At 56.1% G+C, this 13083-nt stretch carries 14 protein-coding genes; 4 read left to right on the top strand and 10 right to left on the bottom strand.

The annotated features are described in order from the left end of the window. From H7A81_RS20270 to H7A81_RS20255, 4 genes are all read right to left on the bottom strand, one after another. Positions 1-661 (bottom strand): LacI family DNA-binding transcriptional regulator (locus H7A81_RS20270; protein WP_182058536.1); only part of this gene is annotated, 661 nt, incomplete at its 3' end. Between the two features lie 141 nt (positions 662-802). Then, complete coding sequence (gene yeiB, locus H7A81_RS20265; protein ID WP_182058535.1) at positions 803-1963, bottom strand: DUF418 domain-containing protein YeiB; 1161 nt, start codon at positions 1961-1963, stop codon at positions 803-805. Between the two features lie 51 nt (positions 1964-2014). Next, positions 2015-2680 (bottom strand): GTP cyclohydrolase I FolE, encoded by a 666-nt coding sequence (folE, locus tag H7A81_RS20260; protein ID WP_034824925.1) that lies wholly within the window; start codon positions 2678-2680, stop codon positions 2015-2017. Positions 2681-2805: 125 nt separating this feature from the next. Continuing rightward, positions 2806-3936 (bottom strand): YbfB/YjiJ family MFS transporter, encoded by a 1131-nt coding sequence (locus H7A81_RS20255; RefSeq protein WP_182058534.1) that lies wholly within the window; start codon positions 3934-3936, stop codon positions 2806-2808. Between the two features lie 104 nt (positions 3937-4040). Here H7A81_RS20255 and H7A81_RS20250 point away from each other — a divergent pair, with 104 nt between their 5' ends. Genes H7A81_RS20250 through fghA form a run of 3 tightly spaced genes read left to right on the top strand, consistent with a single transcriptional unit; the run spans position 4041 to position 6978 of the window. Continuing rightward, on the top strand, positions 4041-4952 hold the full coding sequence (locus H7A81_RS20250) for a LysR family transcriptional regulator (RefSeq protein WP_038645851.1): 912 nt from the start codon (positions 4041-4043) through the stop codon (positions 4950-4952). A 46-nt stretch (positions 4953-4998) separates the two neighbouring features. Beyond that, positions 4999-6123 carry an S-(hydroxymethyl)glutathione dehydrogenase/class III alcohol dehydrogenase gene (locus H7A81_RS20245; RefSeq protein ID WP_034824931.1) on the top strand — a complete coding sequence of 375 codons (1125 nt, stop codon included), beginning with the start codon at positions 4999-5001 and terminating at the stop codon, positions 6121-6123. A 12-nt stretch (positions 6124-6135) separates the two neighbouring features. After that, a complete protein-coding gene (fghA, locus tag H7A81_RS20240) occupies positions 6136-6978 on the top strand; it encodes an S-formylglutathione hydrolase (RefSeq protein ID WP_166936119.1) in 843 nt (280 codons plus the stop codon). Between the two features lie 143 nt (positions 6979-7121). Here the strand turns inward: fghA and H7A81_RS20235 are convergent, their stop codons facing one another. From H7A81_RS20235 to H7A81_RS20210, 6 genes are all read right to left on the bottom strand, one after another. Further along, the gene (locus H7A81_RS20235; protein WP_034824935.1) at positions 7122-7910 is read right to left on the bottom strand and encodes an ABC transporter ATP-binding protein; all 789 of its coding nucleotides are present in this window, start codon (positions 7908-7910) and stop codon (positions 7122-7124) included. After that, the gene (locus H7A81_RS20230; RefSeq protein ID WP_034824944.1) at positions 7910-8989 is read right to left on the bottom strand and encodes an iron ABC transporter permease; all 1080 of its coding nucleotides are present in this window, start codon (positions 8987-8989) and stop codon (positions 7910-7912) included. The genes H7A81_RS20235 and H7A81_RS20230 overlap by 1 nt, the downstream gene beginning before the upstream one ends. 173 nt (positions 8990-9162) lie before the next feature. Beyond that, positions 9163-10629, bottom strand: a complete 1467-nt coding sequence (locus H7A81_RS20225) for an amino acid permease (RefSeq protein WP_182058533.1) — start codon at positions 10627-10629, stop codon at positions 9163-9165. A 137-nt stretch (positions 10630-10766) separates the two neighbouring features. Then, the gene (yieE, locus tag H7A81_RS20220) at positions 10767-11633 is read right to left on the bottom strand and encodes a DNA-binding transcriptional regulator YeiE (RefSeq protein WP_160869476.1); all 867 of its coding nucleotides are present in this window, start codon (positions 11631-11633) and stop codon (positions 10767-10769) included. Positions 11634-11642: 9 nt separating this feature from the next. Continuing rightward, positions 11643-12020 (bottom strand): YkvA family protein, encoded by a 378-nt coding sequence (locus H7A81_RS20215; RefSeq protein ID WP_034824950.1) that lies wholly within the window; start codon positions 12018-12020, stop codon positions 11643-11645. Positions 12021-12140: 120 nt separating this feature from the next. After that, complete coding sequence (locus H7A81_RS20210; protein WP_058962262.1) at positions 12141-12458, bottom strand: hypothetical protein; 318 nt, start codon at positions 12456-12458, stop codon at positions 12141-12143. Positions 12459-12687: 229 nt separating this feature from the next. On the opposite strand from H7A81_RS20210, the gene H7A81_RS20205 reads away from it, so the two are divergent. Then, positions 12688-13083, top strand: a 396-nt coding sequence (locus tag H7A81_RS20205) for a deoxyribonuclease IV (RefSeq protein WP_182058532.1), incomplete at its 3' end; no start/stop codon positions are given.

Raw genomic sequence — 13083 nt, 5'->3', positions numbered from 1 at the left:
TGTCCGGTTCGCCATGGGCAATCCAGGACTCCTGCGGGCGAATCCCCTGCTCTGACAAGGCTTGCAGCCAGCCTTCACGCCGTTGCGTCACATCTTCAATCGGGTGGCTGGAACTGAGATAACCAATGCGTTGATGGCCCTGTTGTAACAACATGCGCGTAGCCATCAGTGAACCCGTTACATTATCCAGGCAGACGCAACGATGTTCGTACCCGGGAATAGTCCGATTAATCAGCACCATACCTGGAACCTGATCCATAAACTGAGTTAGTTCAGCGTCTGAAAGCGTTTTCGCGTGTACCACCAGCGCGTTACATCGTTGGCGGATCAGCACTTCAATCGCATGACGTTCTTTCTCTTCCTGATGCCAGGAATTGCTGATCAACACGTGTTTGTGCACGCGCTGCGCCACGGTATCTACCGCTTTCACTAATGCGCCAAAGAAGGGATCGGATACGTCCATCACCACCACGCCAATGGTGTCACTGACCTGGGTGGCCAGTGCCTGCGCGTTGGCGTTCGGGCGATAACCCAGTGATTCCGCCGCCTGGAGTACGGCTTCACGGGTATCAGGGGTGACTGCACTGCTGTTATTGAGCACACGCGACACGGTGGCTACTGATACACCGGCCTGACGGGCGACATCTCGAATCGTTATCATGCAGCTGTTCCACAGAGGAGAAAATGCGCGACAAGCGCGTAACGGCGCTATTTTGTCAGGGCATTTTGCTCAACTGCGTGAATCACGTCACACGAATGAAAACGGTTACATACAAATCTGCAACCTTTGTGATGAACATCATTATCTGATGCGGGAGGAAGGTTCCGCTTTGCCGGCGGCGAGACGTGTCAGTTTGCGCCAAATCCACTCCATCGGGCCCTGCGGGAAAAAGCGCAGCCAGAGTACTGAAAACAGGATATTGACCAACCAGATAGCCGGGACCAGTGCCAGCAGATGCAGGCGATCAAACTTGAGGAACAGATTGAAGCGATAGAACAGCGTGGTGCAGATCAGCGTCTGTAACAGGTAGTTGCTGAGTGCCATGCGGCCAACGCATTGCAGCGCATAACTGATACGCGTGGCACCGATTTGCGGCCAGAAGCCAAAACAGAGCGCCGCATAGCCGAGGCTGATAAACGGGCTGGCGAGATCGCGAGGCACCTGCAGTAAGAAGCCGCTCCAGCGAAACTCCCAGTCCAGTAACCACTGCGCCACGATGCCGGGAATGGCTATCAGCCAGCCGATCGTCAGCAGCAGCGCGGCCGAGCGACGATAGTGCTGCACGCTGAACTCGCCTTTCAGCCAGCCGCTGCGCATCAACGCCGCGCCAATCAGCATCAATCCCGCCAGCTGCCAGCCGTACTGCGCGGCCAGCGCCATCAAGCCGGATGAGAGATGGTCGAGGCGGTTCTGAATCGCTTCCCAGCCACCGACCAGTTTCCAGTAGCTTTCATACTCGATATCGGCGGCACCCGGCAGCCACGAACGGCCCGGTTCCGGGCTGGAAATGCCCCAAAACACCAGCAGTACGCCGCAACCGATCAGGTAAAGCAACACGCCAGTTTGCAGCAGAGCTTTGTCCGAAGGCACTTCACGCAGCATCCGCCAGATAATCAGCCCGGTCAGACCGTAATCCAGCAGGATATCCCCTTCCCAGAAGAAGATGCTGTGAATAAAACCCAGCAGCACCAGCAACGTCAGGCGCGCCGACATCCAGCGACTGCCACGCGGGATCTGCAGATAAAGGCCACCGCCAAACAACAGCGCAAACAGCGTGAGGAATTTCAGTTGCGCCAGGCCATCCATGATCGCCCAGGTCCAGGCATCGGAAAGCGAGATAGTGCCCTGCCACGCCGGATTGAGATAGGCAGCAGATGGCAAGCCAAAACCCACGATATTGAGCAGCAGAATGCCGAGAATGGCGCAACCACGAATGAAATCCAGCGCAAGATAGCGTTGCATCGAGTGACCTGACGGAGAGAGAAAACGGGCGGCAATAAGCCGCCCAAAGGATTAGCTGTGACGCACCGCGCGTAAGAACTCCTGGCGCGTATTCTGGCTGGACTTGAACAGGCCACCCAGTGATGTGGTGGTGGTGGCGCTGGTGGCATCTTTCACGCCACGCGCTTTCACGCAGTAGTGCACCGCATCAATCGACACCGCCACGTTGTTGGTGCCAAGCAAAGTTTGCAGCGCCACCAGCACTTGCTGGGTCAAGCGCTCTTGCACCTGTGGACGCTGGGCAAAGAACTGCACGATGCGGTTGATCTTCGACAGACCAATCACCTTCTCTTTCGGGATATAAGCGACGGTGGCTTTACCGTCGATAATCACGAAGTGGTGCTCACAGGTGCTGGTCAGGGTGATATCACGCACGGTGACCATCTCATCCACCTTCATCTTGTTTTCGATGACGGTGATTTTCGGGAAGTTGGCGTAATCGAGGCCTGAGAAGATCTCGTCCACGTACATCTTGGCGATGCGATGTGGCGTCTCCATCAGACTGTCATCTTCCAGATCCAGATTCAGCAGCTGCATGATTTGGGTCATATGACCGGCGATTTCACGCTTGCGGGTTTCGTCATCCATCTCGCGCACCGGGGCGCGTAACGGCGTTTCCAGGCCACGCGCCAGCAGCGCTTCGTGAACCAGGGCGGCTTCCTGACTTAAGGTGCTCATCGTACTCTTTCTCCGGCAGGTGATGCGCCCGCAGATCGTCGCCTGCGGGGGAAATTCTGAGCGCGTATTGTGAAACACAACGCGCGCGTAATCCAGCAATCAATCCAATCGGAGATGAAAGCTTTTCATGGTGCCGAACGGCGTAACACCAGTAAGCCCGCCAGAATCAGTGCGACACCCGCTACCCACAAGGCAGGATCGAGGCGTTGCCACAGCAAACTGGAGATCCATGACAGCAGCGGCCCGCCCAACTGACCGACCGCGTAGCCGGTGGTCAGCAGACCGGCCAGATAGCGCGCGTGATGCGGCGCCAGCTCGCGACCGTATTGCAGCGTCAGCTGCACCACACATAAGAACCCGCCGCCGACTAACAGCGCGCTAATCAACAGCCCATCCAGCCCCGGCAGGACAATTGCGGAGATCACGCCCAAAGCCTGCGCCCAGAGCACGATCGCCAGCCGCAGATGGCTGCTGCCCCAGCGCCGCGTCAAAATGCCGAGCACGATGCCGATCACCGCCGCACCGCCAAACACCGGCCAGACAAACTGCGCCAGCGCACTGTCCGGGAAACGCGCGGCGGTCATCTGCGATAAGAAGGTTGCGGGCAGAATGTAACCAAAACCGGCGAGACTGTAGCTCAGTACCAGGCGTTTCAGGTTACCGTTGAGCACCAGCGGCGCAGGCGCCTGATCGGGACGATGTAACTGTCCCGTGCGCGGTAAAAAACGTGCAATGGCGGCGATGAACAGCAGCGCCAGCAAACCATAAGCCGCCCAGCCCAGTGCCGCGCTGGCACCGCTGGCATGCAGCGCCACCGCCAGCATTCCGCTGATGAAAATCCCGGTGCCGGGTCCGGCAAACACCGCCGCCGACAAGCCTGGCCGTCCATGATGCAGCAGTTGCTCATTGCTCCACGCAGCGATCAGCACCATGGCCCAACCGCTGGCACCGCCGATCACAAAGCGGATCAAACCGTGCAGCCACGGCCCGCTGGCGCAAGCAGACAGCAGCGTCAGAATCACTGCGCCCCACACGCCAGCCTGCAGCCGCCATTCGACACGCTTATGCGCGCGCATGGCATCAAAGGAGCCACACAGATAACCGAGATAGTTGAGCGCCGCCACCAGACTGGCGCTGGTCAGCGTTAACTGATGGTCCTGAATCATCAATGGCACCTGCGGGGTGAAAGCAAATCTCCCAATCCCCATCGCAACCACTAAACTTAAAAACGCGCTCAGCGCGACACGAAACGCCATTCCCACTCCCGTTCAGATTCTTTTAGCACTTGTTATTAGCATGCATGACGATTACACTCACGAAAAGTGAATAATATTAACCAAGTTGTTTACGGAAAGAGAATATGGATTTAGTACAACTTCGCATGTTCTGTTCTGTGGCTGAAACCGGTTCGCTGGCGCGCGCCGCGGAGCTATTGCATCGCGTGCCCTCTAATCTCACCACTCGTCTGCGCCAGCTGGAAGAAGAGATTGGCGTCGACCTGTTTATCCGTGAGAAGCAGCGTATCCGATTGTCGCCAATGGGCCACAATTTCCTGAATTATGCTCAGCGAATCCTTAGCCTGAGCGATGAGGCGCTGAATATGGCCCGTGCCGGAGAACCGGGTGGGAACTTTGCCTTTGGTTCGATGGAGAGCACCGCCGCGACCCGTCTTCCTGGCCTGCTGGCGGCTTATCATCAACGATTTCCCAACGTGGCGCTATCGCTGGTGACCGGCACCTCGGGCGATATCATCGATAAAGTGCGCGCCGGTACGCTGGCGGCCGCGCTGGTGGATGGCCCAGCCACTCATGACGACCTCAACGGCTGCATCGCCTTTCGCGAAGAGATGGTGCTGATCACCAGTCTTGATCACGACCCGATTACCAGCGCCCGCGACACGCAGCATGACACGCTGTTTGCCTTTGGTAACAGCTGTTCGTATCGCACCAAACTGGAGTCCTGGTATCGCGAAAGCCAGACCTCACCGAAAAGCGTGATGGAGATTCAGTCTTACCACGCGATGGTGGCGTGTGTGGCAGGCGGTGCGGGCGTGGCTATGATTCCGGCGTCGGTCCTGACGCAGATGCCCGGCCGCGCGCGCGTGCAGGAGCATGCATTGCCACCCGCTTATCGCGATACCGCCACCTGGCTGATGTGGCGCCGCGATGCCTTCACGCCCAACGTGGAAGCGCTGAAGTATTTGATTATTGAAATGTTTGACGACCGCCCACTTAACGATGAGTTGCTGCATCCGCTGCAAACCGCTGAGTGAGTTTTTAATTTTAAGTAAATCACGACATCTGAAGAAGAGGGATTGCATGAACATGATTAAAACCCGCGCTGCCGTTGCCTGGGCAGCGGGCGAACCGCTGAAAATCGAAGAAGTGGATCTGATGCCACCGCAGAAAGGTGAAGTGTTAGTGCGCATCGTCGCCACCGGCGTGTGCCACACCGATGCTTACACCCTGTCCGGTAAAGATCCGGAAGGCGTGTTCCCGGCGATCCTCGGTCACGAAGGCGGCGGCGTGGTGGAAGCGGTAGGCGAAGGCGTCACCAGCGTGGCGGTCGGCGATCACGTGATCCCGCTTTACACCCCAGAGTGCGGCAAATGTAAGTTCTGTCTGTCAGGCAAAACTAACCTGTGTCAGGCGATTCGCTCCACCCAGGGCAAAGGCCTGATGCCAGATGGCACCACCCGTTTCTTCAAAGACGGCAAGCCCATCTTCCACTATATGGGGACTTCAACGTTCTCTGAGTACACCGTGGTGCCGGAAATTTCACTGGCGGTGATCAGCAAAGAAGCGCCACTGGAAGAAGTGTGCCTGCTGGGCTGCGGCGTGACCACCGGCATGGGCGCCGTGATGAATACCGCCAAAGTGAAAGAAGGCGATACCGTGGCGATCTTCGGCCTCGGCGGCATTGGTTTGTCAGCGATCATTGGCGCGAAAATGGCGAAAGCCGGTCGCATCATCGGTATCGACCTGAACACCAGCAAATTCGATCTGGCGCGCAAACTGGGTGCCACCGATCTGATCAACCCGAAAGATTACGATAAGCCGATTCAGGATGTGATCGTTGAGCTGACCGACGGCGGTGTGGACTTCTCCTTTGAGTGCATCGGTAATGTGAACGTGATGCGTTCCGCGCTGGAGTGCTGCCACAAGGGCTGGGGCGAGTCAGTGATTATCGGCGTAGCCGGTGCCGGTGAAGAGATCTCCACGCGTCCGTTCCAGTTAGTGACCGGTCGCGTATGGCGCGGTTCGGCGTTTGGTGGCGTGAAAGGCCGTACCCAGCTGCCGGGCATCGTGCAGGATTATCTGGACGGTAAGTTCGCGCTGAACGATTTCATCACGCACACCATGCCGCTGGAAGAGATTAACGAAGCCTTTGATCTGATGCACGAAGGGAAATCCATTCGTTCGGTTGTGCATTTTAACAAGTAAAAAGGAGGCGTTATGGCATCCACTCTGGAACTGCTGGAAGAACATCGTATCTTCGGCGGCTGGCAGCAGCGCTGGCGTCATCAGTCGGCGGTGCTGAACTGCCCGATGACCTTCAGCATTTTCCTGCCGCCACCGCAGGATGACACGCCGCCGCCGGTGGTATGGTTTCTCGCCGGACTAACCTGTACCGACGAGAACTTCACCACCAAAGCCGGTGCGCAGCGTGTTGCCGCTGAGCTGGGCCTGGTGCTGATTATGCCGGACACCAGCCCACGCGGTGACGCAGTGGCCAACGACAGCGGTTACGATCTCGGTCAGGGCGCAGGTTTTTACCTCAACGCCACGCAGCAGCCCTGGGCGGCGCACTATCGTATGTTCGATTATCTCAGTGAGGAGTTGCCGGCCCTGGTGGCGGACAACTTCAAAGTGAGCGATCGTCAGTCGGTAATGGGTCATTCGATGGGCGGCCATGGCGCGCTGGTATTGGCGTTGCGTCAGGGTGGACGTTTTGCTTCGGCATCTGCGTTCGCTCCAATCGTCAATCCAACCGAAGTGCCGTGGGGACAAAAAGCGTTCACCGCTTATCTGGGAGAAGATCGCCAGACCTGGCGCGAGTGGGACAGTTGCCTGCTGATGCGTGAAGTGGAACAGCGCTTACCGATTCTGATCGATCAAGGTGATAGCGATCAGTTCCTCGCCGATCAGCTGCGTCCGGATCGCCTCGAAGCGGTAGCGCGTGAGCAAGGTTTTCCGCTGGAGCTGCGCGTGCAGCCGGGCTATGACCACAGCTACTTCTTTATCGCCAGCTTTGTCGAGGACCATCTGCGGTTCCACGCGAAGCATTTGTTGGTGTAGTTCACGTCAGTTGATGTGGAGACAGTAAGGGCGCACCAGGTGCGCCCTTTTTTAGCTGTGGCAGACTGCGATTGGCTAAAAAGCCGCATCGACATTCACCCTCGGCCTTTCTTGATGTTGAGCCTGAGCTTCTTTTCCGGCGTTTAAGCCAGCGATTCCGCCACCAGCCCATCGATCATCACCTGCGGCATGCCCTGCGAGCAGTGTTCAATACGCCCGCGTACGCCATACACCTGCGCCAGCGTGTCCGGCGTGATTACCTGTGACGGCTCGCCGTCAGCCAGCAAGGTGCCCTCTTTCAGCATCAACGCGTGATCGGCATGACGCAGTGCAATGTTGATATCATGCACCACGACCACAGTCACAATATTGCGCAGACGGGTTTCGCGACGTACTAAATCCATCACATGGAACTGGTAATTAAGATCGAGCGCACTCAGCGGTTCATCCAGCAGCAGCAGTTCCGGACGGCGAATCAGCGATTGCGCCAGACCCACCAGCTGTTTCTGCCCACCTGATAACTGGTCCAGATAACGCATCGCTAAGTGGGCAATGCCCAGCTGTTCCAGCAGATGCATAATCTCGGCTTCACTTGATGCGCTGTGTAAGCCACCGGACGCACGTTGCGCCACGATGATTGACTCCAGCACATGCAGATGCACGCCTGCCGGCAAACTTTGCGGCAAATACACCACGCGCTGGGCACGACGGGCAAACGGCTGTGACATCAGCTCTTCGCCATTCAACCACAGTTCGCCCTGCCCTTTGCTCAGGCCCGCCAGCGCGCGCAGCAAGGTAGACTTACCGCAGCCGTTAGGTCCAAGTAGTACGGTGATTTTGCCGCGTGGCAGCATCGGCACGTTAAGATCTTCAATGACTTTACGCTTCGGATAACCGGCGTAGAAATGGCTGAGACCTAATCCCTGTTCCATTACACCGTCCCCCGATGACGCAGAATAATACTCAGGAAGAATGGCACGCCAACCAGTGAAGTGACGATACCCACCGGAATGATCACGCCTGGAATCAGGTTCTTCGACGCTACCGAGGCCAGTGACAGCACCAGTGCACCGACCAACGCACTGGCCGGCAGATAGTAGCGATGATCTTCACCAAACATCATACGAGCGATGTGCGGTGCCACCAGGCCAATAAAGCCAATCGGCCCGACAAAAGCCACCGCCAGCGCGGAGAGAATACTGATGCGCAGTAGCGTCGCCAGACGCAAGCGGCGCACATCAATGCCGAAACTCACGGCACGATCTTCACCCAGGCGCAGCGCGGTCAGTTTCCAGCTGCTGAGCATCGAGAACGGGATCAGGATGGCGAAAGCCGCCGTGAGCACACCGAGTTTTTCCCACGAAGCACGCGCCAGGCTGCCCATGGTCCAGAACACCAGGCCCTGCAAGGTATCTTCGCTGGCGATAAACTGCATCATCGAGACCAGCGCGTTAAAGGTGAACACCAGCGCGATGCCAAACAGCACCACGCCCGACGTTGACACTTTGGTCCAGCGCGTCACGCCATCCAGCATCAGTGCGGCAAACAGCGCAAACACAAAGGCGTTCGCCGAGATAAACCACTGGTCTGGCACACCGGGAATACCGATGCCGAGAATAATTGCCAGCGCCGCGCCGAAAGCGGCCGCTGAAGAGACGCCGAGCGTAAACGGACTCGCCAACGGGTTATTGAGGATAGTTTGCATCTCAGCTCCCGCCAGACCCAGCGAAAAGCCGACGACGACAGCCATCAACGCATAAGGTAAGCGGATATCCCAGACGATCACGCGCGTGCCCGCATCCACCGCATCAGGATGGGTGAGCGTTTGCCACAGGGTGTCGAGGGAGAGCCCAGCCGGGCCAAGCGTGAAATCAAGAATCACTGACGCCAGTATTGCCAGCACCAGTACGCCAATCAGCATCAGGCGCTGACGTAACACCTGACGATAACGCGTCATGGTATCGGCTTCGCGGTTATTTTCCGCCAGCAGCGCGGAATCCGTGGTCTGCATTGTTCTACCTGTTTCTTATCGAAATCATAACGGCAGCCACAATAGTGCAGGTGATAATAATTATCAATTATATCTGTATGACAAAGCCCAAAACGTTGTAACACGGTTCATCTTTGCCAAAAAAAACGCCGCTAGCGAAAGGTAGCGGCGTTATGTCACCCACGTTTAACGCATTACTCTTTAAACGTCGGGAATTCCATTTCGCTGTACTTCACGAAGCGCGAGCCACGTGCCAGCTTGTAACCGAGCCAAATCAGCAGGAACAGCGGAATGCCGATGTAGGTCGCCGCCACGCCATACCAGTCAATACGATCCGCCAGAAACGCCTGGTAGTTCTGACCCAGTGTAATAATCAGGCACAGCACGAAGGCGAAAATCGGACCGAGCGGGAAGAAGCCGGAACGGTATGGCAGAGCAGCTAAATCATGCCCTTGCGCCACGTAGCCGCGACGGAAGCGATAGTGGCTAATCGCAATACCCAGCCAGGCGATAAAGCCGGTCATGCCTGAGGTATTCAGCAACCACAGATAGACTTCCTGGTTGCCGAACTTCGAGCTCAGGAAACACAAACCCGCTACCACGGTGGTGGCAATCAGGGCATTACGCGGCACACCGCCTTTCGACAGTTTGGCAAAAATACGTGGGGCTTTGCCTTCCTGCGCCAGGTTGAACAACATGCGCGTTGAAGCGTACATGCCTGAGTTACCCGCTGACAGCACCGCCGTCAGGATCACCGCGTTCATTACCGCCGCTGCCGACAGTAATCCGGCATTCTGGAACACCAGTGTAAACGGGCTGATGGCGATATCAGTGACATCGTTATGCAGCAGTTTCGGATCGGTATACGGCAAAATCAGGCTGATGATCAGAATCGCAAAGATATAGAACAGCAGAATACGCCAGAACACCTGACGCACGGCGCGTGGAATATTTTTCGCGGGATCCTGTGATTCACCGGCTGCGATGCCGATCAACTCTGTACCCTGGAACGAGAAGCCGACAATCATCGCCACGCCAATCATCGCGGCAAAACCGCCGGCAAAAGGTGCGTCGCCCACGGTCCAGTTATGCCAGCCGGCGTTTTCTGCACCGCGCATAACGCCGACGATCATCAGCACACCCACCACGATAAAGATGATGACGGTGGCAACTTTGATCAGCGAGAACCAGTATTCCGCTTCGCCGAAGCCTTTGACGGAAATGTAGTTAAGCAGGAACATCAGACCAAGGAACAGCGCGCTCCAGATCCAGCCCGGCGTATCCGGGAACCAGTAGTTCATCACCAGTTGCGAGGCGACGAGATCAACGGCGATGGTGACCGCCCAGTTGTACCAGTAGTTCCAGCCCAGCGCGAAGCCGAAGCCTTCTTCAACGTATTTAGAGCCGTAGGTGGCGAAGGAGCCAGAAACCGGCATAAACGCCGCCAGTTCGCCGAGGCTGGTCATCAGGAAGTAAACCATCAGGCCAATCAGCGCGTAAGAGAGTAATGCGCCACCGGGACCTGCCTGAGAAATGGTGGCACCCGAGGCGACAAACAGGCCGGTGCCAATGGAACCGCCGATGGCGATCATGGTGAGATGGCGCGCTTTTAATTCACGGCGCAGCCCAGGTTGTTGTGTTGTTTTTGAGTCATTATGCATGTGTAAACGCTATGCTGGATAAAAATAAGGCGCGATTGTAGCAGCTAACCCCAGGCTGTATAGCATTCACGTCGGGTTATTAGTTACCTTCATAATCGGCGCGAGATTATTAGCCGTTTACGTTATGACAGCCGCGATTACTCGCGGCAATAGGAGAGAAATCGACTTAGCGCTTTCGACAAATGCTTCTGCCGATGATGAATGCGATATAGCGTGCGCGTCAGGCGTGGTAAGGGTACAGCCACTTCCACCAGCGTGCCCGCCTCTAGCAGATCGCTGATCACCCGGCGCGATAAACAGCTGATGCCCATGCCGTGACGCACCGCATGTTTGATTGCCTCAGAATTGCCCAGCTCCATGCCGAGTTGAAACTGCGGCAGGTGAGACAACAGCAGGTAATCAACAATTTCACGCGTGCCCGAACCGCGCTCACGCAGGATCCAGGGGGCGGCCGCCAGTGATGCCAGCGTGATCGGCTGTTGCAGGATGTCGGCATCAGGCGCGGCAAACACCACCAGTTCATCTTCCAGCCATGCTTCGCTAACGATATCCGGCTCGTGACACGGCCCTTCAATCAGTCCGATATCCACACGGAAATCTGCTACTGCGTTAATCGCATCCTGGCTGTTGCCGACGCTCAGTTCGAGCGGCAGCGTGGGGAAGTCACGACGATAGGCGGCGATCATCCCTGGCAGCAGATAGTTGCCGATGGTGCTACTGGCAAACAGACGAATGGCGCCATTATCCTCTTTAAACAGCTGTTCAATCTCACCGGCCTGTTCCAGCAATCCGACCGCGCGTGGATAGAGCAAACGACCATGCTCGTTCAGGGCCAGACGTTTGCCGACACGATCAAACAGTTGCACCCCGAGCTGGTTTTCCAAATCCGCCAACGCCGCACTGACCGCAGACTGCGACAGTGCCAGTACCTGCGAGGCCTGGGTGGTTGAACCGCTTTTCAACACTTCGGTAAAGACTTCAATCTGACGCAGCGTGATATGCATGCGCCCTCCTCACATTGCGTAACGCTTCACAAGATAAGCCACCACCGCTAACCAGACGATCACCGTCAGGAAGAATCCTGCCCAGCTGACAATCTTTTTGCCGCGTGCCCGCTGGACATCAGCCCGTTCTGCGCTGCTGATGCGAATTTCACGCGGAAGCAAACGCAGCAGGATGATCACACCCAGCGGGACGATAATGGCGTCGTCGAGTAAGCCGATAATGGGAATGAAATCAGGAATGAGATCGATGGGGCTGAGTGCATAGGCGACAATGCCAAATGCTAACAGCTTAAACCACCAGGGGGTACGCGGATCGCGGCAGGCAAACCACAGCGTGAGCACATCGCGTTTAATTAAGCGTGCCCAGCGGCGCAAGCGCTTCAACATCCCGACTCTTCCTTATTAGTTATACTGGTCAATGGACAATATATTACCAATTTAACTTTTAAACCAGTCAGGTATATGCGCAGGCAAGCAGCCGCCAGGAGATTGGCGGCGGAGTGTGTGTCAGGCTTTCATACCGATCAGTTCTTCCAGTTCTGTGTCACAGGCCGTGAACTCATCGGTAATGGTGCGAATCAACCAGTCCTGATAGCCAAAGTTTTCCCGGCGGGAATAGAGGCATTCAGAGCGATACAACTTTTTTGGATCGCTGTTATTGACCCCATAACGATAAAAATGGACCAGCGAGTTGTCGCTATCGGGCACGGCGAGCGTGAAGCCGACAGCGCCATGACCATTATAAAAAAGGGTCACTGCATTGGTTTTACCTAAAGTTAATTTATGTATTACGTTGAATTTTTCATGCTGTAAAGCGGTATCCAAAGTACTTCTATAAGCTGTTTTCATGGTTATAGTTAAAAGTTTCTAATTTGTTAAACTATAGTTAACCAGAAAAAAAACGCACCTGCTAACTTTGGTAGGTGTGTTCATATTTTGGATAAGTGTTTACCCGTGCCGTTTTTCTCCCCACGAGCGATGCAACATTTCATGGCGGTAGCGCATCCGCTATGATGTGCCCTTTGCAGCAGCAATCGCCAACCAGGAGAGCGGCATGAAATATATCGGCGCACACGTCAGTGCATCAGGCGGCGTAGACCAGGCAGTTATCCGTGCCCACGAACTCGAAGCCACAGCCTTTGCGCTGTTCACCAAAAATCAGCGCCAGTGGAAAGCCGCCCCGCTTTCAGGTGAAGTGATTGATGCCTTCAAAACCGCCTGTGAGAAATACAACTTCACTTCCGCGCAGATTTTGCCGCATGACAGCTACCTGATTAACCTTGGCCATCCGGTGATGGATGCGCTGGAGAAATCCCGAGAGGCGTTTCTGGATGAGATGCAGCGCGCCGAGCAGTTGGGGCTAACGTTGCTGAATTTCCACCCTGGCAGTCACCTGAAGCAGATTGAAGAAGAGGCGTGCCTGAAGCGCATCGCCGAATCGATCAATATC

This window comes from Pantoea sp. ME81 (assembly GCF_903970985.1).
Taxonomy (GTDB): Bacteria; Pseudomonadota; Gammaproteobacteria; order Enterobacterales; family Enterobacteriaceae; genus Pantoea; species Pantoea communis.
The sequence above is the reverse complement of the archived record's forward strand: the minus strand, read 5'-3'. Positions and strand labels throughout refer to the sequence as shown.

Coding starts and splice junctions, on each gene's coding strand:
- yeiB (WP_182058535.1), bottom strand. CDS start 1,963: ATGCAACGCTATCTTGCGCTGGATTTCATTCGTGGTTGCGCCATTCTC.
- folE (WP_034824925.1), bottom strand. CDS start 2,680: ATGAGCACCTTAAGTCAGGAAGCCGCCCTGGTTCACGAAGCGCTGCTG.
- H7A81_RS20255 (WP_182058534.1), bottom strand. CDS start 3,936: ATGGCGTTTCGTGTCGCGCTGAGCGCGTTTTTAAGTTTAGTGGTTGCG.
- H7A81_RS20250 (WP_038645851.1), top strand. CDS start 4,041: ATGGATTTAGTACAACTTCGCATGTTCTGTTCTGTGGCTGAAACCGGT.
- H7A81_RS20245 (WP_034824931.1), top strand. CDS start 4,999: ATGAACATGATTAAAACCCGCGCTGCCGTTGCCTGGGCAGCGGGCGAA.
- fghA (WP_166936119.1), top strand. CDS start 6,136: ATGGCATCCACTCTGGAACTGCTGGAAGAACATCGTATCTTCGGCGGC.
- H7A81_RS20235 (WP_034824935.1), bottom strand. CDS start 7,910: ATGGAACAGGGATTAGGTCTCAGCCATTTCTACGCCGGTTATCCGAAG.
- H7A81_RS20230 (WP_034824944.1), bottom strand. CDS start 8,989: ATGCAGACCACGGATTCCGCGCTGCTGGCGGAAAATAACCGCGAAGCC.
- H7A81_RS20225 (WP_182058533.1), bottom strand. CDS start 10,629: ATGCATAATGACTCAAAAACAACACAACAACCTGGGCTGCGCCGTGAA.
- yieE (WP_160869476.1), bottom strand. CDS start 11,633: ATGCATATCACGCTGCGTCAGATTGAAGTCTTTACCGAAGTGTTGAAA.
- H7A81_RS20215 (WP_034824950.1), bottom strand. CDS start 12,020: ATGTTGAAGCGCTTGCGCCGCTGGGCACGCTTAATTAAACGCGATGTG.